A 25859-nucleotide genomic window follows, 5' to 3' on the forward strand; every position below is an offset into this window, starting at 1 on the left:
ACGAAACCCGGGACGGTCAACCGCTCGTTGGTCCGATTAGCCCTATTAATACGGCAAGTCCCCCGGTGAAACGGCACCCCCGTGCCGGTCTCCCGGGTGAAGCAACTCACGGCAACCCGGTGGCGGCGCAGTCGCGCCCCACCGCGACCGGCAGGGTGTGAGGAATGAACTCGTACGGCGATCCCAGTTCTGCGCGTGGACGGGCCCAGCACTCGGGCCCCGAGGGCGACCCCGGGCCGGTCGCGGACGACGCATACCGCCGCCCCGGCGGTGACTCCCGCGGGAATGGCTGGTCGGCCCCGGTGGCTGGCACGGCGACCCCGGGCCGCGCTTCGGTGACCCCACGGGCCGCCGGTGGGCGGGCCACGGTGGGCGGATCGGCCTCGGTGCCGCCGCGCGGCGCTGCTGCGGCCGGTTCCGCCTCGGTGGGCTCGGCAACCCCCGGCCGCGCAGGGCGGGCGTCGGTGCCGGTGTCGCCGGCACCGGGTGTGGCCGCCGGACGCGCCGGTGCGGGCCGGGCCTCGGTGCCCGTGTCTCCGGCGCCGGGCGCACCGGCAGGCCGAGCCGTGGTCGGCGCCGCCGCCGTCGGTGCCGCCCCGGCGGGCCGGGCCAGTGTCGGCTCCGCGTCGGTGGGTGGCCGTGCCGCCGTCGCCCGGGCGAGCGTCTCGCCGGTCTCCGGTGGGCCGGGCGGTCCCGGTGGACCGAACGGTCCGGGCCGGGGCGGCCGTGGTGCGGGTGACCCGGGCGCCGCCCGACGGGCGAAGAAGCGCAAGCGGATGAACCTGTTGATCGCCGGTGTCGCGGTCTTCATCATGCTCGCCGGTGCCGGCGTGGTCGGGTTCACCTACTACTCGACCAACGTCGTCATGCCCAACGAGTTGCCGCTGCCGCTGTCCACCACTGTGTACGCCAAGGACGGCAGGACCCAGTTGGCCAAGCTGGGCAGCGAGAACCGCAGCTTCGTCACCATCAACCAGATCCCGTTGCACGTGCAGCACGCGGTGGCGGCAGCCGAGGACCGCAACTTCTACCGGCACTCCGGCGTCGACTACAAGGGCATCGTCCGAGCCGCGTGGAACAACGTCTCCGGCGGTGACAAGCAGGGCGCCTCGACCATCACCCAGCAGTACGCGCGCAACGCGTTCGAGAACCTCCAGGACGACTCGTACGGCCGGAAGGTGAAGGAGGCCATCCTCGCCTCCAAGCTGAGCGAGCAGTACGACAAGCCGGAGATCATGCAGCACTACCTCAACGTGATCTACTTCGGACGCGGTGCCTACGGCATCGAGGCCGCGGCGCAGACGTACTTCAACAAGGCGGCGAAGGACCTGACCGTGGGCGAGGGTGCGGTGCTCGCGGCGGTCATCAAGCAGCCGGTGCCGAGCGAGACCCACCAGGGGTTCGACCCCGCGGTCAACGCGACCGACGCCAGGTCACGGTGGGACTACGTGATCGCCGGCATGAAGAAGGAGGGCTGGCTGGACGCCCCCGGGCAGCCCGCTTCGCCCACCGAGTACCCCAAGGTGCCGGCGCCGAAGAAGGGCGGGAACGGGTTCGGTGTCGACAGCCCGAAAGGCAACGTCATCAACTACGTCCGCCAGGAGATGGACGCGATGGGCCTCTGCTCCGACAACGGCGCGGAGGGCAAGACGAGCTGCGTGGACGCGCTGCGCGACGGCGGCTACCGGATCACCACCACCATCGACCCGAAGCTGCAGACCGCCGCCGAGAACACCGCCATGCAGTCCAAGAAGGGTTCCGAGCTCAACGACCAGCCCAAGAACCTGATGGCGGCGGTGGTGTCGATCGACCCGTCGAAGGGTCGCGTGCTCGCCTACTACGGCGGTGACAGCGGCGCCGACTTCGACTACGCCGGCAAGAACACCGACAAGAACGGTGACCTGACCGGTGGACACCAGCCGGGCTCGTCGATGAAGGTGTACACCCTGGCCGCCGCGATCGAGGCCGGCATCTCGGTCAAGTCGCACTGGGACCCCACGCCGTACAAGCCCGAGGGCTCCGATGTCGCGATCGGCAACGCCGGCCGTACCAACCTCAAGTGCGGCAAATACTGCACCCTCGAAGAGTCGACGATCCAGTCGTACAACGTGCCCTTCTACTGGGTCACCAAGGAGCTCGGCGCCGCCAAGGTCGTCGACATGGCCCGCAAGGCCGGCGTGACCACCATGTGGGGCGTCGACCCGCCGCAGGCCTTCGACCTGTCGAAGAAGGGGCCGAACCCGTTCGACAACTACACCGGTTTCGGCAAGTACCCGATCACCGTGTTCGACCACGCCAACGCCCTGGCAACCTTCGCCAACGACGGCAAGTACATCAAGGCCCACTTCGTCCTGAAGGTGGAGCAGCAGGACAAGGACAGCGGCAAGTGGAAGGTCGTCGGCAGCGAGCGGATCAAGCCGGAGCAGCGGATTCCCAAGAAGGTCGCCGACGAGGTGACCGCTGTTCTGAAGCAGATCCCGCGCCCCAACAACATCTCGCTGGAAAACGGCCGCCAGGCTGCCGCCAAGACCGGCACCTGGGAGTACGACAAGGACGACAACTCGCACGCCTGGACGGTCGGCTACACCCCGCAGAACGCCACAGCGGTGTGGGTGGGCAGCCGGGACCCGAGGAAGCCGGAGATCCGGCTCGCCAGCGGCAAGGACATTGGTGGTTCGACGCTCCCCGGCCCGATCTGGGAGAAGTTCATGAACACCGCACTCAAGGGCCTGGAGGAGATCCCCCTGCCCAGCGTCACCGGCGAGGGTGACGTCACCAAGGGCAACGGCAAGGAGCCGGTGGCGCTGCCGACCATCCCGGGTCTGCCGGGCGGCCCGACCTGTGATCCGCTGACCGACCCGTTCTGCCCGCGTGTCGGCGGCACCCCGGGCGGCAACCCCGGGGGTAACCCGGGCGGCAACCCCGGAGGCAACCCGGGCGGCAACCCCGGTGGCGGCGGTGGCGGACTACTGCCCGGCCTACCACCCGAGCGAAACTGACCCGCACCGCTTCATGACGCCGCCGCCGGCCGGACGACCTGTCCCGGCCGGCGGCGGCGTTTTCATACCCGGATCTCCGCGCCGGGACGGGACGGACACCCCCGTCGTACGGCAGGATGCCTCTTCATGAGCACCCAGTCGACGCCCGGCATCGACGACGCCGGTACCACCGACCACCCGTCCCGCTCCGACGGGTTCGTCCGCGGCATGTCCAGCGCGATCGGCGGCCCGCTGGGCGACCACGCGACCGCACTGGACCGGCCGGCAGGCCAGGAACGTCGCTTCTGGACCGCGGTCCGGATCGTGCTGGCGCTGGCGTGTCTCACGCTCGCGCTGCACTGGGTGCAGAAGTCCCCCTGCCAGGACGGCGCCTGGCAGAACAACGTCCAGTACACCCGGTTCTGCTACACCGACGTCCTCGCCCTCTACTACGCCGAGGGGCTCAACGAGGGCAAGGTGCCCTACCGTGATCACCCGGTCGAGTACCCGGTGCTGACCGGCTACTTCATGGGGGCGCTGGGCCTGCCGGTGCACGCCATCGGCGAGGGCGACCCGAGCATCAACCAGGCCCAGTGGTTCTACAACCTCAACGCGTTGGTGCTGGGCGCCCTCGCGGTGGCCACCGTGGCGGTGATCCTGGCCCTGCGCCGCCGACGACCCTGGGACGCCGCGTTGTTCGCGCTGGCCCCGGCGCTGCTGCTCACGGCCACCGTCAACTGGGACCTGCTCGCCATCGGGCTGGCCGCCTTCGGTCTGCTGGCCTGGGCTCGGAAACGACCAGCGGTGGCCGGTGTGCTGCTCGGGCTCGCCGGTGCGGCGAAGCTGTGGCCGCTGTTCCTGCTCGGGCCGCTCCTCGTCCTGGCGCTGCGGGCCGACCGGATCCGCGCCGCGCTCATCGCCACCGGCACGGCGATCGCCGCGTTGGTGCTGGTGAACCTGCCGGCCGCCCGGGCATACCCGGAGAACTGGGACCGGTTCTTCGAGCTGAACACCACCCGGCCCATCGACTGGGGCACGCTCTGGTACATCGGCCGCTACCTGGACGGCAAGGTCGGCAACGACGCCGCCCAACTCGGGCCGTTCGAGTGGCTGAACGCCAACATCCCCACCCTCAACACCATCTCGTACGCGCTGTTCGGGTTGGCCTGTCTCGGTGTGGCCGCGCTGACGCTGCGGGCACCGCGTCGCCCGCGGCTGGCGCAGGTCGCCTTCCTGGTGGTCGCCGCGTTCCTCATCTTCAGCAAGGTCTGGTCTCAGCAGTTCGTGCTGTGGCTGCTGCCGCTGGTGGTGCTGGCCCGACCCAAGTGGGGTGCCTTCCTGGCCTGGCAGATCGCCGAGGTCTGCTACTTCGTCGCCTTCTACGGAGAGCTGCTCGGGGCGGCGACCAGCCGTCCGGTCTTCCCGGAGGGGGTGTTCGTGCTGGCCTCGACGTTCCGGCTGACCACCGTGGTGGTGCTCTGCGTGCTGGTCGTCAAGGAGATCCTGCATCCCGAGCGAGACGCGGTCCGGGCGACCTATCCGGACGACCCGGACGGTGGCGTGCTCGACGGCGCACGAGATGCCCCCTGGGTAGACCGCTGGCGCCGGCCCGCCGACAGCGAACCCTCTCGCGAACCCGTCACCACCACCACCTGACCCAAGCTTGACCGCAGCCCGACCACGTCAGGATTTGCGGGGAGCCCGCCCGGCGCAGGGATCAAGCCTGACCGCCCGGAGCCGGGTGGGCTCCCCGCAAATCCGCCTTAGAGATCAGCCATGTCTCAGAGCCGATAAACGACCGCGTCGCCCACGTCCTGCCGGCTGATGCCCAGCGATTCCACCGGCGCGTCGATGGTGATCTCCCACGGAGTGCCCACCACCTGCCCGCGCAGCAACACCACGGAGCGGACCCCGAGCGTGCGCAGGTAGTCGACGCTGGTCTGGTCGGGGAACGACTGGCTCACCCGACGGACGTCATCGAGCTGGCGCGGAGTGAAGCCGCTGCCGCCATTGACCACGTCGGGGAAACCGCTCGTCGACCACAGCATCACGTGCTGGTCCAGGCTCTGGTTGCTCGGCAGCACCAGCAGCGGCCCCTCGGTGGAGCGCATCGCTGCCGGTTGGGTCGGCACCACCGGATGCGGCGTGGTGTTCAGGCCCTCGACGGCGACCAGCAGCAGCGGCAGCAGGGTGGCCGTCCGCAGCCACGGCCCCGGCCACGACGGGATCCGCTGCGCGGTCAACTCACGAACCCGGTCGGTGAGCGCGGTGACCGCGCCCGCCGCGAGCAGACCCAGCAGCAACGTGGTCCACAACATCAACCGACCGGGGGTACGCAGTCCGTTCCAGCCCGGCAGGTGCTCGAAGAGCGGCACGTAGGTGAAGGTGCCGTCGAAGAAGCGGGTGCCCATCGCGAAGGCCATCGTCACCAGCACTCCGGCGAGCAGCAGCAGTCGGTGCCGCAGCCGCCAGACCGAGAAGAACAGCCCACCCGCGGCCAGCGCGTAGAGCACGAACCCGGGCAGCAGGGTCATCTCCGGGTGCCACGGCAGCGCTGCGCGTGCCCCCTCGTGCAACCCACCCCAGATCCGCGACTCGGCCGGTGCCGTCACGAAACCCGACGCCGGCGGCGAGAAGATGCTGATGTCGTCGATGGTCCGCTCGGCGTACGGGTGCAGCTCGGTCACCTTGAAGAACGGGAACGCCATCAGCAGACCCACACCGGCGAAGAACAACCCGCCGAGCAGGTCCGCGAGGAACAACCGGCGACCGAAGGGCACGGCCTGGCCGGTGCGCAGCCGCCGCGCGTAGTAGAGGACGGCGGTGACGATCACCGCGCAGGCCAGGAAGTACGCGAACGGCAACCCGATACCGAATCCGAGGCTGAGCTGCCAGGCCGCCACCAGCCAACCGGCGTAGACCCATCCGTCGTGTCGGCGCTCGGGCCGGTAACCGTGCCGCAGTGACCAGCCGTGCCCGCGGGCCAACATCGCCAGCGCCAACGGGATCCCGCCGTTGGAGAGCACGTGCAGGTGCCCGGCCTGGGCCAGCAGCCACGGCGCGTACGTGTAACTGACGCCGGCGACGGCGGCGCCGATTCGGCCAGCCCCGAGCTGCCGGGCCAGCGCGTACGCCCCGAGCGTGGCAAGCGCGTGCGCCAGCACGAACATGATGTTGTAGCGCAGCACCGCGTCCTCGGGGCCGCTGCCGAGCATCCCGGCGGGGGCGTACCCGAGCAGGGTGTCGGAGAACGCGAAGCTCCACAGCTCGGGGAAGAACGTGTTGGACTGCCACAGGCGCGCCGGTTCAGCCAGCAGGATGTGCCCGGACCAGGCCATCTGCCAGGCCTGCAGGCTCGGGTCCCAGTAGTCCTGCGGGAGCGTGTAGCGGGGATAGCGCAACGTCGGCCACGTCATCAGCACAGCCAGTGCCAACGCGCCGAGGGTGGCCAGGGTCCACTCGTGGATCAGGAACCGGCCGACGGCTCCGCCCGCCCGGGTGACGATGGAGGGCCGCGGCTCCGGAGCGGAGGCGAACGCCTCCCAACGATCGGGGTTGTCCGGCTTGGCCTCATCGGTCTTGGTGTCACCGTCGGGTTTTGCCTGACCGTCGGTCCTGCCCGCTCGCTTGCCCCTGCTCCACCACCTGCGCTTGCCCGATCCTGTGCCCTTGACCGGGACGTCTTCCGAGCCGCCGTCCGTGCCGTCCTTGGCCGGGGCGCCGTCTTTGCCCGCGTTGATCGCGCTGTCGGCCTTGGCGGTGCTGTCGGCCTTGGCGGTATCGCTGGCCTTGACGGTGCCGTCCTTGGCCGGGCTGCTGTCCTTGGCGGTGCTGTCGCTGGTTGCGCTGCCACCCTCGGTGCCGCCCGTGGCCGCGCTGCCCTTCCGGCCGTCGCCCTCACCGGTGGCGGCGTCCCCGGCGGGTTGCTCCTTGGTGCCGCCACCCTTCGAGGGCTGCGGGTCGCCGCTCGTGGTGGCTCCGGTCGTGCCGCCGTCGCTCGACCGCGGCTGGTCGGTGACGGCCCCCGCGATCGGCGCAGTGGTCTCGGCGGTCGGCGCGGAAGTCTTGCCGGAGACGGCGTCGGAGGTGCGATCCGGCTGTGCCGGGGTGCCCGAGGCGGAGGCGGATCGGGTCTCGGCGTCCGTGCCGGTGGGGGTGGGCTGGGCCTTCCCGGTCCCGGGCTGTCCGGTCGTCATGCTGCCGGGCTCGCCGTCCCGAGCTGCTGGCGGAGGAAACCGATGTCCGCTGTCTGGCCCTCCACGCCGCCCGGTGTCTCGACGACCACCGGGGCCCCGGCGGCCCGGATCACCGCGACGACCAGCTCCGGGTCGATCGTGCCCCCGCCCAGGTTGTCGTGGCGGTCCTGACCCGAGTTGAACGCGCCCTTGGAGTTGTTGGCGTGCACCAGGTCGATCCTTCCGGTGATCGCCTTGACCCGGTCGACGAGGCCGAGCAGATCCTCGCCGCCCGCGTACGCGTGGCAGGTGTCCAGGCAGAAGCCGACCTCGTAGTCGCCGATGGCGTCCCAGAGTCGGGCGAGCGCGTCGAGTCGCCGGGCGCACGCGTTGTCGCCGCCGGCCGTGTTCTCGATCAGGACCGGCACGCCGAAGCCGCCGGAGTCGGCCGCGTACGCGAAGGTCTTGCGCCAGTTGTCGAAGCCGACGGCCAGATCGTCTCCGGCGCTGACGTGTCCACCATGGACGATCAGACCCTTGGCGCCGATGGCGGTGGCCGCGTTGGCGTGCCCGAGCAGCAGCTTTCGGCTGGGAATCCGGATGCGGTTGTTGAGGGTGGCCACGTTGATGACGTACGGCGCGTGCACGTACAGGTCAACCTCGGCCGTGCGCAGCTGCTCGGCGTCCTCCCGGGGCTTGGGTGCCTTCCATCCCTGTGGGTCGGCGAGGAAGAACTGCACGGTGTCGGCGGACCGGGCGGCCGCCTCCGCCAGCGGGTCGGTCGAATCGACGTGGGCTCCGATACGCATGCGAGCGAGCCTACGTCGCGACCCCGACGGGCGGGGTGACGGCCGGGGCGGTGTCGCGTGCGGTCGCGTCACCGGACGGACCGACGATCGTTGATGGAATTGAACCGGCGACCAGCACCCGGTGCCGCCAGCGACGCAAGCCCGCAGATGGCGACCGGAGGTCGACGGCCGACAGCGAGGTCACCTCCGCCGTGCGGCCCGGCGTGGCGGAGGGGACCCCTCGCACAGCGATCGCCCACCGATCAAGAATTTCGGCAATTTGTGCTTTTTCCTCCGACAAGGTACGAGTGCCGTTGTATCGTCAGGTAACAACACGATAAAGCTCCGCGGGGCGTCTTCGGTCCAACCTCATCGGTGTGGTCGTTCCTCCCCAGGTCCCACCCAAGGAATGCGGACCAGACGCCCCGCGGCCTCGTAGACGGGGGTCCACCATCGGCCGGATGACGGTCGAATGGGGGCCCCCGTCATCCTGTCCGGGCGCTGACCCGACCACCCCGGGCATGATCGTTCGGACCGGGTATCCTGGTCAGGTTGTCCGCGTCCGGTCGGGTTCCCCTGGCATGTGCGGGCAGCGACACAAGACCTCCTGCCACGGAAGGACCGTGGCCGCTTAGCCCACAGGAGGTGAGCACGTCTTGCGTCACTACGAACTAATGGTCATCCTCGACTCCAGCCTCGAGGAGCGCACCGTCGCACCGTCGCTCGACACGTACCTGAACGTGATTCGGACCGCGGGTGGCTCGGTTGAGAAGACCGACGTGTGGGGCCGCCGGCGCCTCGCGTACGAGATCAACAAAAAGGCCGAAGGCATCTACGCCGTCATCGACCTGCAGGCCACGCCTGCTGCGGTGGCCGAGCTGGATCGTCAGCTCCGGCTCAACGAGTCCGTGCTGCGCACCAAGGTCATCCGACCGGAAATGCGCTAGAGCATCCAACCCCGGTTCGTCCGGATCAGCCTCCGCGACTCTGTCGTACGGCTCTGCGAGCCTGTACGACGAGACGCTGAGTGCGCGAGGAGATGGTCATGGCAGGAGACACCACCATCACGGTCATCGGCAATCTGACCGATGACCCCGAGTTGCGGTTCACCCCCTCCGGGGCTGCGGTCGCCAAGTTCCGAGTCGCTTCGACGCCCCGTTTCATGGACAAGGCGTCGAACGAGTGGAAGGACGGCGAGCCGCTGTTCCTCGCATGCACCGTCTGGCGGCAGGCCGCCGAGCACGTCGCCGAGTCGCTGCAGCGTGGCGCTCGGGTGATCGTGTCGGGCCGGCTGCGTCAGCGGTCGTACGAGACCCGCGAGGGTGAGAAGCGCACTGTCATCGAGCTTGAGGTCGACGAGATCGGCCCGTCGCTGCGCTACGCCACGGCGAAGGTGCAGAAGATGTCCCGCTCCGGCGGCGGTGGCGGCGGCTTCGGTGGCGGCGGTGGCGGTGGCAACCAGGGTGGCGGCGGAGGCAACTTCGACGACCCCTGGGCTTCGGCTGCTCCCTCTCCCTCTCCCGCGCGTGCCGGTTCGGGCACCAATTTTGACGAGGAGCCACCGTTCTAATGGCGCCTAGCGCTCGCGATCGCAAACCAGGAGCACGTGCAACGGCCAAGGCTGCGGCACTGCGCAAGCCCAAGAAGAAGGTGAACCCGCTCGACAAGGACGGGATCGCCTACATCGATTACAAGGACACCGCGCTGCTGCGCAAGTTCATCTCCGATCGCGGCAAGATCCGCGCTCGTCGGGTGACCGGCGTGACCTCGCAGCAGCAGCGGCAGATCGCCCGTGCGGTCAAGAACGCCCGTGAGATGGCGCTCCTGCCGTACACGGCCACCACCCGCTGAGAGGAGGCACCGATATGAAGATCATCCTGACTCAGGAAGTGTCCGGCCTCGGTGCCCCGGGCGACATCGTCGAGGTTAAGGACGGCTTCGGCCGTAACTACCTGCTGCCGCAGGGCTTCGCGATCGCCTGGACCAAGGGCGCGGAAAAGCAGGTCACGGTCATCAAGCGGGCCCGTGGGGCCCGCGAGATCCGCGACCTCGACCACGCCAACGAGGTCAAGGCTCAGCTCGAGGGTCTCAAGGTCAACATGAAGGTCCGCGCCGGCGACGGCGGACGGCTCTTCGGCTCGGTCACTCCGGCCGAGATCGTCGACGCCGTCAAGGCGGCCAGCGGCCCGGTCCTCGACCGGCGTCGGCTGGAGGTGCCCGGTCACATCAAGTCGACCGGCACCTACCCGGTGAAGATCAAGCTGCACCCCGAGGTGACCGCGTCGTTCAACCTGAACGTCGTTCAGGGCTGACGTCCGAAACACCACCACGAAGGCCCGCACCGAGCGATCGGTGCGGGCCTTCGTGCGTACGTCATCTGAGCCCGACCAGGCCCCGGTCGGTGCCCCCTGACCTGCCGGGCAGGTCAGGCGGACGCCCGGTAGGTGCCGCCCTCCCTCGCAGGGCAGGTCACCCGATCGGCTGGCCGGTCACCGCGCTGATCAACACCGTGGAGAGGCCGCCGCCCACCACCGCCGCGGCGAGCGCGATGGTCGCCGAGCGCCACGTCGTACCCACCCGACGCAGCAGCGCTGCCACCACCAGACTGCTCACCAGCGCCAGACCGAAGCGCGGCGAGCCCGCGAGCAGCGACTCCAACGCGCGCGACCGGGCCGATTCGCAGCCACCCCCGCTGATGTCCGTCACACAACCAGCCGGCGCCTGGCTGTCCAACGTCAACAACCAACCGAAGATCAGCATCGCCGGCACCAGGTAACAAGCCGCAGTGAACAGCAATGGCCGGAAGGGCCCGCCCGGATCCGGGTCGAGCAGATCGTCCTCCAGGCGCCGCGAGAAGGCACCGCTGGCCGCCGACTCGACCCGCTGACGCACCGACGCCGCCCCGACCGCAGGCCGGTCCGGCCGACGCCGTGGCGCTCCGCCACGCGGCACCGGCGCACTGCGCGGTCGCGGAGCGGTGTAACCCACCACCGGCGACCTGGGCGCTGACGTCGCCGGATCCATCCACCGGGGGTCGTCATCGGCCAGCCGAGTGCCGGGCCAGAACCCGTCGTCCCGTGCCGGCCAACCCTCCGCGGCCACGGACCGGTCCGAGCGCGGCGGCAGCGTACGGTCCCACTGGTCGTCCTCGATCGCGGACCGCTCCCACTGGCCGGTGCGGTCGGACCGCTCCCAGCCACCGACGCTCTCCACGGCCGACCACTGCCCGCTCAGATCCGTCCCGTCCGCCCCGGCGGCCGGCGGCCACGCGTGCACGCCCGAGGCATCCCAGGGATCCACAGCGGGCGGGTACGACGGCTCGGGCTCAGCCACCCGGTCGGACCCGCGCACCCACGGGTCGGCCGCCGGACGGGACCAGGACTCCTCGGCCGCACGGCGGCTACGCCGGGTGGGGCGGCTCACGTCCGGTTCAGGCGCGGGCTCGCTCGGGGCGGACTCCAGATCCCCGCCCGACCAGATCACCTGAGGACGGCCAGCGGGGGCGCGGCGGGGGCGACGGTCCTGGATCGCACCGGAGACCGGCTCGTCCTCCCCGGCGTCGGCGCGTCGACGGCCGGCGTATCCCTGGTCCTGCGGGCGGTCGAGCGTCCACTCCCGAGTGTGGTCGGAGTCCGGGCCGGCACCGATCGCCGCCTGTTCGCGCCAACCCGCCTCGCTGCGCCGACCTCGGCCGCTCGGCGCCTCGGCAGAGCGTCGGCCAGGACCGGAGGTGGGCCGCTCGCGTTCGTCCTCGTCCGGTGCCGCGTGACGCCCGCCGCCGTCAGCGTGCCGGACACCCGACTCCAACGCCCACCGGGGCAGGTAGGCGTCGACGGGCTCGTCCTGGCCCCGGTCCAGTGCACGCCGCCGACTGGAGGTGCGGTATCGCCCATCCTCGTCGTACGGGTCGACCGGAACGGACGCCGCGCGTTCACCCCACGAGGCGGTCGGCTGGCGCTCGCGCGGGCTGCCATCCCCGCGTCCCCAGTCCCGGTAACTCACGGCCGGAGTGTGACCCTTCTGAACCGAAAGCGGAATCCGCTGTCCAGGTGTAGCCGTTCGCTGGAGATAGTACGGGACGATCGTGTCACAGGCCCGACCGAAATATCTTCCTCCACAGGCTGGGGAGCACGTTTCCGCAGGTCAACGAGTTATGACGAAGAATTCCCCAACAGTTTTCCACAGGCTGTGCACACGCCGCGCACATGCTGTCCCCCGGCATCCACAGGTTGTCCCAAGGCTCGTCCACCGGCGTTGTTGAGTCTCTGACCTCGGGGTCCGTATGGTTGGCCCTCGACCGCCGGCGCGATGGCCCCCGATCGACCGGCCCGGTCGGACGGAAGTGTCGCACCCCAGCGGTAGAGCTGGAATCAGATCCGGCGCAGTGGAGGGGGGACCCGTGTCGGTCACCGACGACATGCGGGCAGAGTCACGCTCCGGCGGAGGCCAGCCACCTGCGCCGCGGGACGGCCATTTCGACAAGACTCCGCCCCAGGACGTTGCCGCCGAGCAGTGCGTCCTCGGCGGCATGCTGCTCTCCAAGGACGCCATCGCCGACGTCGTCGAGATCCTCAAGACCAACGACTTCTACCGGCCGGTGCACGCCACCATCTTCGACATCATCCTGGACATCTACGGCCGGGGTGAGCCGGCCGACTCGATCACCGTCGCGGCGGCGCTCGCCGACTCCGGCGATCTCGTCCGCATCGGTGGCGCGCCCTACCTGCACACCCTCATCGCCAGCGTGCCCACCGCCGCGAACGCGGCCTACTACGCGCGGATCGTCAGCGAACGGGCGGTGCTGCGCCGCCTGGTCGAGGCCGGCACCAAGATCGTGCAGTTGGGCTACGGCACCGCCAGCGGCGGCAGCCGCGACGTGGACGACGTCGTGGACCTCGCCCAGCAGGCCGTCTATGACGTCACCGAACGCCGGGTCAGCGAGGACTTCGCGATCCTGGCCGACATGTTGCAGCCCACGCTGGACGAGATCGAGGCGGTGGGGGCGACCGGCGGCATGATGACCGGCGTGCCGACCGGCTTCAGCGACCTGGATCGACTGCTCAACGGCCTGCACGCCGGCCAATTGATCATCGTGGCAGGCAGGCCGGGTTTGGGCAAATCGACCGCTAGTATGGACTTTGCCCGAAATGCCGCGATTCGCGCCAACCAGGCCGCCGCGATCTTCTCGCTGGAAATGAGCAAGGTCGAGATCGTCATGCGACTGCTCTCCGCCGAGGCGCGGGTGCCGCTGCACGTGTTGCGCAGCGGGCAGCTCTCCGACGACGACTGGACCAAGCTGGCCCGATGCATGGGTGAGATCAGCGAGGCGCCGCTCTTCGTCGACGACACGCCGAGCATGAACCTGATGGAGATCCGCGCCAAGGCTCGACGGCTCAAGCAGCGGCACGACCTCAAGATGATCGTGGTCGACTATCTCCAGCTGATGACGTCGCCGAAGCGCACCGAGAGCCGCCAGCAGGAGGTTGCGGACCTGTCCCGTGGCCTGAAGCTGTTGGCCAAGGAGGTCGAGTGCCCGGTCATCGCGGTCAGTCAGCTGAATCGTGGCCCCGAGCAGCGCACGGACAAGCGACCTCAGCTGTCCGATTTGCGGGAGTCTGGCTGCCTCACGGCCGAGACCCGAGTGGTTCGAGCGGATGACAATACGGAGATCACGCTCGGTGAACTGTTATCCAACAACGCTAGGGACATCCCGGTCTGGGCGTTGGACGAGAGCCTTCGCTACACGCCCCGCACCATGACCCACGTCTTCCCAAGCGGCACCCGCGAGGTGTTCCGGCTGACCCTCGCATCAGGCAAGCAGATCGACGCCACGGCGAACCATCCCTTCCTCGCGTTCACTGGATGGGTGCCGCTCGGTGAGCTGTCGCCCGGAGATCGCATCGCCACGCCACGTCACCTACCTCCGCCAATGGCCACCCGCCCGTGGGCCGACGCGGAGGTCGTGATGTTGGCGCACCTGTTGGGCGACGGATCCTTCGTGCGGCGCCAACCCATCCGATACGCGAGCTGTGATGAGCTGAACCTTCAGGCCGTGTCGGAAGCGGCGAAGCACTTTGGGATCTCTGCTGTCCGTGACGACTACGCAGCCGCGAGGGTGACGACCCTTCGGCTGCCTGCGCCCTATCGGCTGGCACGCGGCCGGCGAAACCCCATCGCGGCTTGGCTGGACGACTTGGGTCTCTTCGGCCTGAAATCACACGAGAAGTTCCTTCCGTCGACCATTTTCAGCCTGCCCAAGGAGCAGATCACCACCTTCCTGCAGCACCTGTGGGCCACGGACGGCTCAGTGACCGTGAACAGCTCGGGTCGCGGGGGGCGTGTCTATTTCGCATCCACTAGTCGACGCCTACTTGAGGACATCTCTCGGCTGCTCCTGAGGTACGGGATTACGGCGCGGCTGAGGGTTGTACCAGTCGTGGGGCACCGCCCTCAGTACACGCTCGACATCTCCGGGCGTGACGACCAGTTGAGGTTCCTGCGCGAGATCGGCGTCTACGGGCAGCGGTCGGAGGGCTGCGCTGCTCTGCTTACCGCGTTGGAGTCGACGGAGAGCAACACCAACGTCGACACTGTGCCGCGAGAGGTGTGGACCAGAGTCAAGGAGATTCTGGTGGAGCAGGGCATGACTCACCGTGAGTTCGCGAAGGCCATCGGCACCCAGTTCTGCGGCAGCACCCTCTGGAAGCATGCGCCCAGCCGCTCCCGGCTGGCGGCGATCGCCACCGTCCTCGACGCGGCCGACCTGGACCTGCACGCGACCAACGACATCTTCTGGGACTCGATCGTCACTATCGAGTCGATCGGTGAGCAGGAGGTGTTCGACGCGACCGTCTTGGGGACGCACAACTTCATCGCCAATGGCATTGCGACCCACAACTCGATCGAGCAGGACGCCGACGTTGTGATCCTGCTGCACCGTGACGACTACTACGACAAGGAGTCGCCGCGAGCCGGCGAGGCGGATTTCATTGTTGCCAAGCATCGAAATGGACCAACCGACACCGTGACGGTGGCAGCGCAGCTGCACCTGTCCCGTTTCGTGGACATGGCCATCGGCTGACCGGTGCGACGACCCGCCGTCGGTCAGCCGAGCAGCGGAAACCAGCCCGCCGACTCGCCCAACTCCAGCCGGTCCCGTTCGGTGAGGGGCACGCGCCCGGTGGCCTTCAGCAGGAAGTCGTGGTCGTCCCAGGCGGTGGGGCGGACGGTGTCGTCACTGAGCAGACCGTCCATGGTCGCCACCGCGACTCGTACCGCCAGTGGGCCGGGCGGGGGTGCGCCGGGCAGGTCCACGGTCAGGTCCAGGTGATGCACGACGGCCTCGGTGGTCAGGGTCGCGAGGAAATCCGGTACGCGCAGCACGTGCCCCTGCGTGGTCACGTACCCCTCGGGGTCGGCTGACGCCGCAGCGCGGACCGCCGCCGGGGCGGTCTCCTGCCAGAGCCGGACGATCCCGGTGGGACGGTCGAAGGCGGCGGCCGATCGGCGGACCCACCAGGCGTGCCGAGTGGCGTTGTCATCGCCGCCGGGGAAGTCGCGCCAGTAGCTCACGTCGTCGACGTCGGCGGGGCCGTCGACGGGGCTGGCCAGTGCGACCAGTGCCCGTTGGGCGTCGCCGAGCACGTGCAGCAGCAGGTCGGCGATGAGCCAACCCTGGCAGCGGGTGGTTCGTTGCAGGCCGGCGTCGTCCAGGCCGTCGACGGCAGCGGTGATCCCGTCGTACGCCTGGGCCAGCGCCTCGTCCGGTCGGATCACGGTCATGCGAATCACCCTGGCATGGACGATCGCGCCCCGCCAACCATCGATGGGGTGGGCGGTGTGCCCGGGCCGACACGTCGATCGACCCGGGCGGAATGTCGGCTCTGGGCTCAGCCGAACATGTCGTCGAGGAAGCCCTTGCGCTTCTTCTGCCGGTAGTGCCCGTGGTAGCCGTGGTGCTGTTGCTGCTGGTGGCCGTACGCCGGCTGCGGCGGATAGCCGTGGGCGGGCGGGGGCGGCGGGACCGCACCGTAACCGGGCGGGGGCGGCGGGGGCGGGTAGCCGGCCGGCTGCTGGGCAGGCTGCGGCGGCGCACCGGCGCTCTGTTGGCGGCTCCAGTTGGCCTCCGCCTCGAACAGCTTCTCCAACTCGCCGCGGTCCAGGAAGATGCCTCGGCATTCCCCGCACTGGTCGATGACGACGCCGCTGCGCTCGTATTGGCGCATTTCTCCGTGACACTTGGGACAGGTGAGACTACTCATCGCCCGACGGTACCTGGTGGACCTAGGCAGTTGCTGTGAGCGCCTCGGTGACTTCCTCGTCGGACACCTCGTGGAAGTCGTCGTAGTAGACGCTCACCGCGCCGAAATCCGCTGGGCGTTGGGCGCAGATGACCTGGTCTGCCTCGGCGGCGAGTAGTTCGTAGGCTTCCTGCGCGCCGACCGGGACCGCGACCACGACGCGGTGTGCCCCGAGTTGGCGGACGACCTCCACGGCGGCGCGGGCGGTCGCGCCGGTGGCCAGGCCGTCGTCGACGATCACCGCGGTATGCCCGGTGAGGTTCAATTGCGCGCGACCGCCCCGGTAGAGGCGTTCCCGGCGTTCGAGTTCGGCTTGTTCTCGACGGCTGACCTCGGCGATGTCGTCGCTGCTGAGTCGGCTGGCGACCGCGTCGTTGAGCACCTGGACGCCTCCCGGCCCGAGCGCGCCGAAGGCGACCTCCCGGGCCCACGGCATGCCGAGCTTGCGGACGACCAGCACGTCCAGTGGTGCGCCGAGTCGTTCGGCGACGACCCGGGCGACGGGCACGCCGCCGCGGACGAGGCCGAGGACGACGACGTCGGGTTCGCCGATGAGCGCGGTGAGCCGGTCGGAGAGCACCCGGCCGGCGTCGGCCCGGTTGCGGTACGTCGTCATGTCTTCAGGTCTACGCCCTGACGCGTCGTTCCGCCCGCCAGTTACGCGGAAGTGGCCCGACCGGGCAGGTGGTCGGGGACCGGGGTCGGCGGTGTGTCGACCGGGCGGTGCAGGGCAGGTGCCCAGGTGAGCAGGGCGAGCGGGTAGAGCAGGTAGCCGAAGCGGGTCGAGGGCATCAGGGCGATGGCGACGAGCAGCCCGTACCCGCAGATGAGCGCGGCGGCGACGGCGGTGCGGGGCGGGCGGCGGGCGAGTCTGACGGCGATGGCCACTCCCGCCGCGACCAGCAGTGCGGCGGCGATCAGCCGGCCGGCGGGCAGTGCGGTGGCGATCAGGTAGCCGGGGAACGGGGACTGTGCGGGGCTGGTGACCAGGCCGTGGCCGAGGGGGAAGCGCAGCACGTTCTCGGTCAGCGCGTCCCGGTCGACCAGCATGGCGGGCAGGAGTGCGGCGACGGGCAGGCCGATCGCGCCGGCGGCGACCCGGGTGCCGGCGCGCCGGGTCAGACCCCAGACGATCAGGACCAGGGCGATCGGCCAGGCGAACAGCTTCAGTGCGCCGGCCAGGCCGACCGCGAGGCCGGCCCGGCCGGGTCGGTCGGTGGCGGCGAGTGCGAGGGCCAGCAGGCAGAGCGCGAGTACGGGCAGGTCGTCGCCGCCGGTGGCGAGGGTGAGGGCGCAGATCGGCAGTACGGTGGCGGCCTGCACGCCGCGCAGCAACGCGGCGTCCCGGCGGTGGCGCGTGTCGACCTGGTGGGTGGCGGTCGGTGTTCTGCGCAGGGCGGCCACGGCCAGGGCGAGCGCGAGTGCGGTGCCCACCGCGAACCAGACCCGGGAGTCGGTCCACCAGGTGTCGGCCAGGGCTCTGGGCAGGCCGAACATCGCCATGCCGGGCTGGTATGGGGTGTAGCCCATGAGTTGTTCGCCGGGTGGCAGGGCGGCTATCGCGTCGGGCCCGAGGTACGGGGTGCCGTGCTCCAGGAGGCGGGTGCCGGCCTGTTCCACGACCAGCACCTCCTCCTGGGCCCGGTCGGTGCGTCCGCCGGCCCGGTCGATGCTCTGCCAGAGCAGGGGCAGCAGTGCGGTGCCCGCCCAGGCGAGACCGGTGACCGCCCAGCGGGCCGGCAGCCCGACCAGGGGTGAGGTCGGTGAGCGCCGACGCAGCAGGAGTTGGACGAGCGCCACCAGCGTCGCGGCCAGGTATCCGACGGCGGCGACGGCGCCCCACGCCCGGTGCGGCAGCAGGGTCGACGTGAGCGCGGTGATCGCGGCGAAGGCGGCCGAGGCGGCGTAGAGGCCCAGGTCGAGGGCGAGTCCGCCGCCAGCGGCGTCGAGCGTTCGCCAGTGCCAGCGACGGCGGCGGGCGGTCGGGTCGTCGGCGATCACGGCGCCAGTCTGGCAGACCGGCCTGCGGCGGCACCTGGCCGATGTTGGGTCAGGCGGGCAGGTGCGGGAGGCGGTCGGGGCGGGAACGGCCGGTCTGGCGGCGGTTCTGGCTCAGCCGGATCACCGCGCCGGCGTCGTGCAGTGGCGCGGCCAGGGTGCCGGGTCGGCCGCCCGAACCGCGCTGCATCGCCGCGAGCAGGGTGCCGGCCGGCATCGGTCGGGCGAACAGGTGGCCCTGGCCGGCGACGCAGCCCAACTCCCACAGGGCCCGCCGCTGCGGTTCGCTCTCCACGCCCTCGGCTACGACGTCCAGGTTGAGGCTGCGGCCCAGGTCGAGGGTGGAGCGGATGACGGCGGCGGCCTCCGCCGAGCTCTCCATCGTCGTCACGAAGCTCCGGTCGATCTTCAGCTCGTGCACGGGGATGCGGGAGAGCAGCGAGAGTGACGAGTAGCCGGTGCCGAAGTCGTCCAGCGCCAGCCGGACACCCTCGTCGCGGAGCCGGCTGAGCACCCGGTCGACGACGTCGAGCTGGCTGAGGGTCAGCGTCTCGGTCAGCTCCAGCACCAGCCGGTCCGGCGGCAGGTCATGGGCGCGCAGACGGGCCAGCACCGAGCCTGGGAACCGCGCGTCGAGCAGGCTGCGCGGGGACACGTTGACCGCGACGGGGACGTCGAAGCCAGCGTCGCGCCAGTTGGCCGCCGCGATCAGCGCCTGGTCGAGGATCGCCTCGGCGAAGGCCGGCAGCAGGCCCGAACGCTCCACGGCCTCCAGGAATCGCAGTGGGTCGATCATGCCGTGGGTGGGGTGGTGCCAGCGGGCCAGCGCCTCGGCGCTGGTCACCTCGCCGGTGCCCAGGTCGACGATCGGTTGGAAGTTGACGACGAATTCGTGGTCGGCGACCGCCCGGGGCAGGTCGCCACCGAGGGTGAGGCGGCCAAGGTCGGCGGTGTCCCGGGTCGGTGCGTACGTGGCGATCCGCTGCCCGGCTCGCTTGGCCTGGTACATGGCGACGTCGGCGCGGCGCAGCAGCTCGGCCATGCCACCGCTGGACGGGGCGACGGAGATTCCGCCGCTGGCCTCGACGCTGATCCGCATGCCGTCCAGCTCGAACGGCTCGTGCAGGGCGGCGAGCAGGGTCTCGGCCCGGTGTGCGGCGACCGCCGGGGCAGGCAGCCCTCGCAGGAGTACGGCGAACTCGTCGCCGCCGAGGCGGGCCACCAGGTCACTCGCCTGGGCCGCACCGCGCAACCGGTCGGCGACCTGCACCAGCACCTGGTCGCCGGCTGCGTGCCCCAGCGTGTCGTTGACCTCCTTGAAGTGGTTGAGGTCGATCAGCACCAGCGCGGTCACCCCGTCGGCGTGCCGGGTGCTCAACTGCTCGGTGCCCTCGTCGAGGAGGTGTCGGCGGTTGGCGAGGCCGGTCAGCGCGTCGTGCGCGGCGGCGTACGCGTGCTCGTCGGCGACCCTGGCCAGCTCGGCGTACGCCTGGGCGTTGCGAACGGCGGTGCAGAGCGCGGAGGCGAAGGTGCGCAGGGTGTACTGCTCCCGCTCGGAGAGTTGCACCGGACCGCGGAAACGCAGTCGAAGTATGCCGACGTCGACGGTGCGGTCGTGTCCTTCCAGCGGTGCGGGGACGATGGTGCCGTCCACCTCGGCGGGCGTGCCGATCGGGCCGTCGAAGGTGATGCCGCCGGTGCCACCGCGGACGGTGCGGCCGCCGAGGCGCAGCTCGATCTCGACCTCGTCGGCGGAGAACAACTCGGCGGCCTGGGTGACGGCGGTGGTGAGGACGGTGTCCAGGTCGACCACGTTGAGCGCGTCGGTGGTGCGGGCGAGCCGCTGCCACGCCTGCTGTTCGGTCCTGGAACGGATTCTCGTGGAGTAGCCCAGGTGCAGGCTGAGAACCAGGGGCGGAATGACCAACAGGAGTTTGAAGTTCGCGTCGAGGATCAGCAGCGTGCAGACCGCCACGACGAACCGTACGGCGAAGCCGGCGAGTCGGAGGTCGAGGTTGGTCCGGAACTGCTTTGCGATCTTGGTGCCGGAAGCCAGCGCGATGACCGGGATGGCCAGCAGGTCGTCCAACAGCGCCGCAACCAGGTACGAGGCAGCTACCGGCACGATCAGTGCGACGGTGTTCTCGGGTGGCCAGGTCCAGGTCGTCATTGCCAGCGTGATGCCGGCACCCCAGGCCACGATGACGTTCTTGCCCACACTGAAGGCCATCTTGATCGGCGGCAGCCGGAGCGAGGCGAACGTGATGCCCACTGCGGTGCAGAGGACCACCGACTGGGCCGGAGCGATGGCGAGGCCAATGATGATCGCGGCCTCGGTCCAACTGATCGAGTGGGTGGTGGACCGGATCCGCACCCTTGCTTTGACCAGAGTTCCCAGGGCGATTGCGACGGTGAGTACGACGAGCACCGCGATGTCGGTCGGCGTGGCGGTCACCGCCGAGCGCGCTGCGACCGGTAGTGAAGTGGCCGTGATGAGGATTGCTACAACGACGACGAGACCGACGAGCAGCCGTAGCCGCTGATCGGTCTCAATCTCTCGTCGCTGAGGAAGGGTCATGCCACTCCCGAAGGACTGCCTCTGCCGTGCTCGTAGCCTACCGTCCGGGGCTCGTGCACGTCCCCACCCGAGGGGTCAGTTCCACTCGCTGCCGCGCATCGCGTTGCCCCCTTCTCGCTGAGCCAATTCGAGGACCTACCCAAAGTGGAGGTCTTCCTTGGAATGGCAGCTTAAGAGAAGGATCGGCGGGTTAGAAGAATTAAATGTCGGTATGCGCAACATTAGCCAAGTTGGAGGTTTTTTGTGACGTTCTGTCCATCGCTGCTGAACGGAGTGCGGTCGAACTGGCCCGATGCTGGATTCGTGGGACAGCTGCCAACTGCAGACGGTATCGGACGAGGTAATGGTCGCGTTATTCGCTAGGTCTGCGGCACCCCAGGAGTTGCCTCATCCGGAGTTTGGAGAGGCATCAACGCGGCAGGGGCGGAGTTGACGCGTTCGAGGTGTCAGGCTGACGGGGTAAAGGCGTCAGTCTTCGAGTGGCTCGAGGGCCACGACGTGGAACCGCTGGTGCCGATGCAACTTGCTGCCGACATGGTGCGCTGCGGATAGGGCAATCAAGCGACCCTCCTCACGGTAATCCTGAGGTCACCAACAGCCATCCCCCTTCGCCTCGTGAGCAGTGCGTCACCGAAGAGGGTCGTAGACTTCGCTGCGTGATCGACTGAATACCTGGCACGGCTGGAACAGGGGACCGGTGGAGATTCAGGTTCTGGGCGGTCTTTCGGTGCAACTGTCTACCCGCATGCTGCGCCTCGGTACGCCCAAACAGCAGGCAATCTTCGCGATGCTCGCAGTGCAGCCCGGTCGGCTGGTGACACTGGATGACCTCGTAGATGAGTTATGGGTCGATTGCCCACCGCGATCAGCCGTGGCTAATGTGCGGACCTATGCGGCCAATCTGCGCCGGACTTTCGAGGCTCTCCCTGACAGTCAGGCGTCGATCGCGCGACATCGGAACGGCTATCGACTCGACGTACGCCCAGAAGTGATTGACCTCTTCTGCTTCGAGGTGGAGCGGGGCACTGGTCGGGAGGCGCTGGCAGCCGGCCATCTGGATCGAGCTCGGGAGCAGTTGGGGCGAGCTGTGGCCCGTTGGAAGGGTCCAATGCTCGCCGGCATTCCGCTCGGACCCGTACTAACCGCTCGAACCGTCACCGCCGAAGAGGATCGGTTGTTGACCGTAGAGCTTCTTGCCGACGTCCAGTTGCGATCGGGCCGGGACGACCTGACGATTCCGCTCCTGCGTGGCGTGGTGGCCCGCCACCCTTTCCGTGAGCCGGCCTACCTCCTGCTCATGCGGGCTCTGTTTGAGCGCGGCGACAACGCGGAGGCGCTGACGGCGTACGACGAGATCCGCACGAAGCTGGTCACCGAGTTGGGTGTAGGCCCCGGAAGCAACCTCCAAGAGTTGCGCCGCTCGATCGTCGCGGCGGTGTCGCGCCCGGGCCCGGCGCGCGCCGTCGCCTTCAGAGGAGGGATCGGCGTGGGGCGCTCGCCAGCGGTCGCGGCTGATGTGGGGGCTGTTACGCCGTCCGAACAATCCGGTCAGATCACCCCGGTCGATCACCTCCCTCGGGCGGTCACCGATTTTGTCGGACGGGAGGATGTGGTGTCGCGACTGCTGGCGGAGACCCGGAGGGTTGAGGCACGGGTGCCGGCGGTGCACATCATCGATGGCATGGCGGGCAGTGGCAAGACAGCCCTCGCTGTGCACCTGGCCCGCCAGTTGTCCGACCGATACCCGGACGCCGCGTTGTTCATCGACCTGTGCGGGCATGGCGAGAAGCACCGGGTGGAGCCGGCGAGTGCCCTGGTCACCCTGCTCCGACAGCTTGGCGTGCCGGCCGACCGCGTTCCGGTGGAGTTCGACGACAGAGTGGAATTGTGGCGACACGAACTGGGCCGGCGGAGGTCGGCCGTGGTTCTGGACAACGCCGCGAGCAGCGAACAGATAATGCCCCTGCTGCCGACCGAGCCGACCACCGTCGTGCTGGTGACCTCGCGACGACGTCTGTTCCACCCGGATGTCGGAACGTCTCGGACGCTTCCGCTCCTGAACCCACAGGAGAGCATGGATCTTCTGAGTCTGAGCGTTGGCCGGGACCGGGTCGAGGCCGAGCCGGCGGCGGCCGCCGAGGTGGTTCGGCGGTGTGGTCACCTTCCCCTGGCGATCCGGCTCGCCGGTGCCAGACTGGCGCATCGGCGCGGCTGGCGGTTGGCGGACCTTGTCGAACAGTTGGCCGGCGATCCTTTGGTGCTGCACCACCTGGCTCAGGAAGAGAGCACTGTCACCGGTGCCTTCGCCGCCTCCTACGAGCCTCTCCCGGGTTCGACCAAGCGTGTCTTCCGATTCCTGGGCCTGTATCCCGGTAATCGCTTCAGCCCGCCGGTGGTCGCCGCCCTGACCGGCCTGACCTTGGCGGACGCTCATGCGGCGCTCGATGAACTCGTCGACCGGAACCTGGTGGAGGACCTGGACTCAATGCGGTATCGGCTGCATGACCTCATGCGCCAGTACTCCATCGAACTCTGCTCCCACGCCGATTCCTCCGACGATCGCCGACGCGGACTGGCTCGACTGTTCGACTTCACGCTGGAGGCGGTTCTGAGGGTCGCCGATCTGCTGGAGCCGGGCGTCATCAGATCCCAGGTGACGCACATGCCGTCCGGACAGCTCGAGCTCGTCGAGGCCGTCGGAGAGCCGACCGCTGACTGGGTGGAGGCCGAGCGGACGGACCTGGTGACGATGGTGGTGTCGGCGCACGAGTCGGGGTTCTACCGGCACTGCTGGCAATTGGCCCGTGCCCTCTGGCGATTCTGCTACATCCGCGGGTACTTCGAGGACATCATTCTGACCCACCGTGTTGGGCTGCAGGCGGCGGAGGCTGCCGGGGACGCTGATGCACTGGCACTGATGAACAACTACCTGGCCTCCGCCTACGTCCGTACCGGGAACAAGCGGGGGGCGCTTGACCACCTGACACGTTCGGTCGACCTTTCCCGCAACTCGCGGGACGTACTGAACGCCGCCCGGTACCGCGCGAACCTCGCCGCCGTCTATTGGTGGAGCGGCCACCTGTCCGAGTCGGTGGAGCTCGGCCTCGATTGTCTGCGGGACAATGTCTACCGGAGTATCGGCGGCTCCATCCTGCTGCCGAATCTTGGCTTGGCGCTGACGGCCCTGGGGCGCTACGAGGAAGCGTTGCGGATGCACCGCCTGCACCTGGCGTGGGCTCGGACGAACTCCGACGACTTTCACACGCTGAACGCACTCAGCCACATCGGCGCAGTGCGTGTTCGCATGGGCGATCGTCCACAGGCAATCCGGATCCTGATGGCTTCACTGGCACTGCGGGAGCGCACCGGCCACCGGTACGCCGAGGCCGAGGTGCGCAACGACCTCGGGATCGCCTACCGCGGTCTGGGCCGTCTCAGCGAGGCCCAGCAGGAGCACGAAACAGCCCGGGAGCTGTCGATCGGGTCGGGGGAACGACACGTCGAGGCGGCTGCGCTGAACGAACTCGGCCGCACCCTGCTGGCGCAGGGACAAGGTGGCGAGGCATTCGAGAGGCACCAGGAGGCGTTGCGGTTGGCGACTCGGATCGCGCACCCGTACGAGCAGGGACGCGCTCTGGCCGGGCTTGCTGAACACTTCGTCCGCGTCGACCCGGTCGAGGCCCGGCGGCACTGGGAGCGGGCGTTGGCGATCTTCCGGCGGATGGGCGTGCCGGAGCGCATCGAGGTCGAAGGCCGCCTCGCCGAGTTGGCTGACGCGAACCCGGCCGCAGAGCGCTGACCTGCCTGAACAGCGTTTATCGATTTCTTATCGCCACACCCGGTAGCTTCTCGGCCGTATCGACGAACGGGGGAGGTTCTGCCCCTGGGCAGAACCGGGTCGTCGACACGTACCCGCTGCCAGGTCCCCCCAGCGACCTCGGCGGCGGGTCGGCGAGGAAGGAGCGGCGTCCGACCGGTGCGCCGTCAGCACCCGGCGCGGCGGTCAGCGCGACGCCGCTCCTTCCGAACGCCGTCGTACCGCACCGATAGGCTCACGACCGTGACCGAACCCGCACAGCTCAGCCACGTCGATCGTGCTGGCGCGGCCCGCATGGTCGATGTCTCCGCCAAGGCGGTGACGGGCCGGCTGGCCGTGGCCGCCGGCCGTCTGCGGACCACACCCGAGGTCATCGACCTGCTGCATCGTGACGGGTTGCCCAAGGGTGACGCGTTGGCGGTCGGTCGGCTGGCCGGGATCATGGGGGCGAAACGCACTCCCGATCTGATCCCGCTGTGCCACCCGATCGCCCTGCACGGCGTCACCGTCGACCTGCGGTTGACCGCCGACACCGTGGAGATCACGGCCACCGCCCGCACGGCGGACCGCACGGGGGTGGAGATGGAGGCGCTGACGGCGGTTGCCGTCGCCGGCCTCGCTCTGATCGACATGGTCAAGGCGGTCGACCCGGCGGCCTCGGTGGAGGCAGTCCGGGTGCTGCGCAAGGAGGGCGGCAAGACCGGCGAGTGGGTCCGGCCGGAGGACCGGCCGTGATCCGGGCGCGGGTGATCGTCGCGTCCAACCGGGCCGCGGCCGGTGTCTACGCCGACACCAGCGGTCCACTGCTCGTCGCCGGCCTGCGCGAGCTGGGGTGCGAGGTCGACGAGCCGGTGGTGGTGCCCGACGGTGAGCCGGTTGGTGCCGCCTTGCAGGCCGCCCGCGCCGACGGTGTCGACGTGGTGGTGACCAGTGGTGGCACCGGGGTGACCCCGTCGGATCGCACACCGGATGTGACCCGGGGTCTACTCGACTACGAGATCCCCGGCATCGCCGAGGCGATCCGTGCGCACAGCCGTGACCGGGTGCCCACGTCGGTGTTGTCCCGGGGTCTGGCCGGGGTGGCTGGTCGGATGCTCGTGGTCAACCTGCCCGGCTCGACCGGCGGCGCCCGGGACGGCCTGGCCGTGCTCGGGCCGATCCTCGGGCACACCGTCGACCAGTTGCGCGGCGGCGACCACTGAGGTTCGCGGCTGCGCCCACCGAC

Annotated in this window: 18 protein-coding genes; 10 read left to right on the forward strand and 8 right to left on the reverse strand. The window is 69.5% G+C overall.

Annotated features, from left to right (window positions below):
- The first annotated feature begins 164 nt into the window (after nt 1-164).
- Nucleotides 165-2999, forward strand: coding sequence for a transglycosylase domain-containing protein (locus KBX34_RS04195; RefSeq protein WP_141911929.1), 2835 nt, complete (start codon nt 165-167; stop codon nt 2997-2999).
- Between the two features lie 126 nt (nt 3000-3125).
- Nucleotides 3126-4634: a glycosyltransferase family 87 protein gene (locus tag KBX34_RS04200; protein ID WP_210923399.1), complete on the forward strand. Its 1509-nt coding sequence runs from the start codon at nt 3126-3128 to the stop codon at nt 4632-4634.
- A gap of 125 nt (nt 4635-4759) precedes the next feature.
- Here the strand turns inward: KBX34_RS04200 and KBX34_RS04205 are convergent, their stop codons facing one another.
- Both KBX34_RS04205 and KBX34_RS04210 read right to left on the reverse strand, forming a co-directional pair.
- Entirely contained in the window at nt 4760-7174 is a 2415-nt protein-coding gene (locus KBX34_RS04205) for a hypothetical protein (protein ID WP_210923401.1), read from the reverse strand.
- Complete coding sequence (locus tag KBX34_RS04210; protein WP_210923403.1) at nt 7171-7962, reverse strand: deoxyribonuclease IV; 792 nt, start codon at nt 7960-7962, stop codon at nt 7171-7173. The genes KBX34_RS04205 and KBX34_RS04210 overlap by 4 nt, the downstream gene beginning before the upstream one ends.
- 635 nt (nt 7963-8597) lie before the next feature.
- Between KBX34_RS04210 and rpsF the strand changes: the two genes are divergently transcribed.
- The 4 genes from rpsF (at nt 8598) to rplI (ending at nt 10253) form a co-directional block, all read left to right on the forward strand.
- Complete coding sequence (rpsF, locus tag KBX34_RS04215) at nt 8598-8888, forward strand: 30S ribosomal protein S6 (RefSeq protein WP_036391391.1); 291 nt, start codon at nt 8598-8600, stop codon at nt 8886-8888.
- A gap of 80 nt (nt 8889-8968) precedes the next feature.
- On the forward strand, nt 8969-9511 hold the full coding sequence (locus KBX34_RS04220; protein ID WP_172862133.1) for a single-stranded DNA-binding protein: 543 nt from the start codon (nt 8969-8971) through the stop codon (nt 9509-9511).
- On the forward strand, nt 9511-9792 hold the full coding sequence (gene rpsR, locus KBX34_RS04225; protein WP_051723758.1) for a 30S ribosomal protein S18: 282 nt from the start codon (nt 9511-9513) through the stop codon (nt 9790-9792). Before KBX34_RS04220 ends, rpsR begins: the two co-directional genes overlap by 1 nt.
- A 14-nt stretch (nt 9793-9806) precedes the next feature.
- Nucleotides 9807-10253, forward strand: a complete 447-nt coding sequence (rplI, locus tag KBX34_RS04230; RefSeq protein WP_088950772.1) for a 50S ribosomal protein L9 — start codon at nt 9807-9809, stop codon at nt 10251-10253.
- Between the two features lie 157 nt (nt 10254-10410).
- Here the strand turns inward: rplI and KBX34_RS04235 are convergent, their stop codons facing one another.
- On the reverse strand, nt 10411-11943 hold the full coding sequence (locus KBX34_RS04235) for a hypothetical protein (protein WP_210923404.1): 1533 nt from the start codon (nt 11941-11943) through the stop codon (nt 10411-10413).
- A gap of 382 nt (nt 11944-12325) precedes the next feature.
- Between KBX34_RS04235 and KBX34_RS04240 the strand changes: the two genes are divergently transcribed.
- Nucleotides 12326-15022, forward strand: a complete 2697-nt coding sequence (locus KBX34_RS04240) for a replicative DNA helicase (protein ID WP_307871329.1) — start codon at nt 12326-12328, stop codon at nt 15020-15022.
- A 23-nt stretch (nt 15023-15045) separates the two neighbouring features.
- Here the strand turns inward: KBX34_RS04240 and KBX34_RS04245 are convergent, their stop codons facing one another.
- The 5 genes from KBX34_RS04245 to KBX34_RS04265 form a co-directional block, all read right to left on the reverse strand.
- Nucleotides 15046-15723, reverse strand: a complete 678-nt coding sequence (locus KBX34_RS04245) for a maleylpyruvate isomerase N-terminal domain-containing protein (protein ID WP_210923405.1) — start codon at nt 15721-15723, stop codon at nt 15046-15048.
- A gap of 107 nt (nt 15724-15830) precedes the next feature.
- Nucleotides 15831-16202, reverse strand: a complete 372-nt coding sequence (locus tag KBX34_RS04250) for a zf-TFIIB domain-containing protein (RefSeq protein WP_088950768.1) — start codon at nt 16200-16202, stop codon at nt 15831-15833.
- Between the two features lie 22 nt (nt 16203-16224).
- The gene (locus KBX34_RS04255; RefSeq protein WP_210923406.1) at nt 16225-16857 is read right to left on the reverse strand and encodes a phosphoribosyltransferase; all 633 of its coding nucleotides are present in this window, start codon (nt 16855-16857) and stop codon (nt 16225-16227) included.
- Between the two features lie 41 nt (nt 16858-16898).
- Entirely contained in the window at nt 16899-18242 is a 1344-nt protein-coding gene (locus tag KBX34_RS04260) for a glycosyltransferase family 87 protein (protein ID WP_210923408.1), read from the reverse strand.
- 49 nt (nt 18243-18291) lie between these two features.
- Nucleotides 18292-20817, reverse strand: coding sequence for a bifunctional diguanylate cyclase/phosphodiesterase (locus tag KBX34_RS04265; protein ID WP_210923410.1), 2526 nt, complete (start codon nt 20815-20817; stop codon nt 18292-18294).
- Between the two features lie 697 nt (nt 20818-21514).
- On the opposite strand from KBX34_RS04265, the gene KBX34_RS04270 reads away from it, so the two are divergent.
- The 3 genes from KBX34_RS04270 to KBX34_RS04280 all read left to right on the forward strand — a co-directional run bounded on the left by KBX34_RS04270 (nt 21515) and on the right by KBX34_RS04280 (nt 25836).
- Nucleotides 21515-24616 (forward strand): BTAD domain-containing putative transcriptional regulator, encoded by a 3102-nt coding sequence (locus KBX34_RS04270; RefSeq protein WP_210923411.1) that lies wholly within the window; start codon nt 21515-21517, stop codon nt 24614-24616.
- A gap of 261 nt (nt 24617-24877) precedes the next feature.
- On the forward strand, nt 24878-25369 hold the full coding sequence (gene moaC, locus KBX34_RS04275; protein WP_099856846.1) for a cyclic pyranopterin monophosphate synthase MoaC: 492 nt from the start codon (nt 24878-24880) through the stop codon (nt 25367-25369).
- Entirely contained in the window at nt 25366-25836 is a 471-nt protein-coding gene (locus KBX34_RS04280) for a molybdenum cofactor biosynthesis protein B (RefSeq protein WP_088952101.1), read from the forward strand. Before moaC ends, KBX34_RS04280 begins: the two co-directional genes overlap by 4 nt.
- Nucleotides 25837-25859 lie beyond the last annotated feature (23 nt).

Origin of the sequence: Micromonospora sp. M61 (assembly GCF_018070245.1) — a bacterium.
GTDB classification, from domain to species: domain Bacteria; phylum Actinomycetota; class Actinomycetes; order Mycobacteriales; family Micromonosporaceae; genus Micromonospora; species Micromonospora zamorensis.

Excerpts from the sequence above, each read along its gene's own strand:
- rpsR (WP_051723758.1), top strand. The coding sequence starts at position 9,511 with ATGGCGCCTAGCGCTCGCGATCGCAAACCAGGAGCACGTGCAACGGCC.
- KBX34_RS04200 (WP_210923399.1), top strand. The coding sequence starts at position 3,126 with ATGAGCACCCAGTCGACGCCCGGCATCGACGACGCCGGTACCACCGAC.
- KBX34_RS04205 (WP_210923401.1), bottom strand. The coding sequence starts at position 7,174 with ATGACGACCGGACAGCCCGGGACCGGGAAGGCCCAGCCCACCCCCACC.
- KBX34_RS04250 (WP_088950768.1), bottom strand. The coding sequence starts at position 16,202 with ATGAGTAGTCTCACCTGTCCCAAGTGTCACGGAGAAATGCGCCAATAC.
- rplI (WP_088950772.1), top strand. The coding sequence starts at position 9,807 with ATGAAGATCATCCTGACTCAGGAAGTGTCCGGCCTCGGTGCCCCGGGC.
- KBX34_RS04265 (WP_210923410.1), bottom strand. The coding sequence starts at position 20,817 with ATGACCCTTCCTCAGCGACGAGAGATTGAGACCGATCAGCGGCTACGG.
- KBX34_RS04255 (WP_210923406.1), bottom strand. The coding sequence starts at position 16,857 with ATGACGACGTACCGCAACCGGGCCGACGCCGGCCGGGTGCTCTCCGAC.
- KBX34_RS04195 (WP_141911929.1), top strand. The coding sequence starts at position 165 with ATGAACTCGTACGGCGATCCCAGTTCTGCGCGTGGACGGGCCCAGCAC.
- KBX34_RS04210 (WP_210923403.1), bottom strand. The coding sequence starts at position 7,962 with ATGCGTATCGGAGCCCACGTCGATTCGACCGACCCGCTGGCGGAGGCG.
- KBX34_RS04245 (WP_210923405.1), bottom strand. The coding sequence starts at position 15,723 with ATGACCGTGATCCGACCGGACGAGGCGCTGGCCCAGGCGTACGACGGG.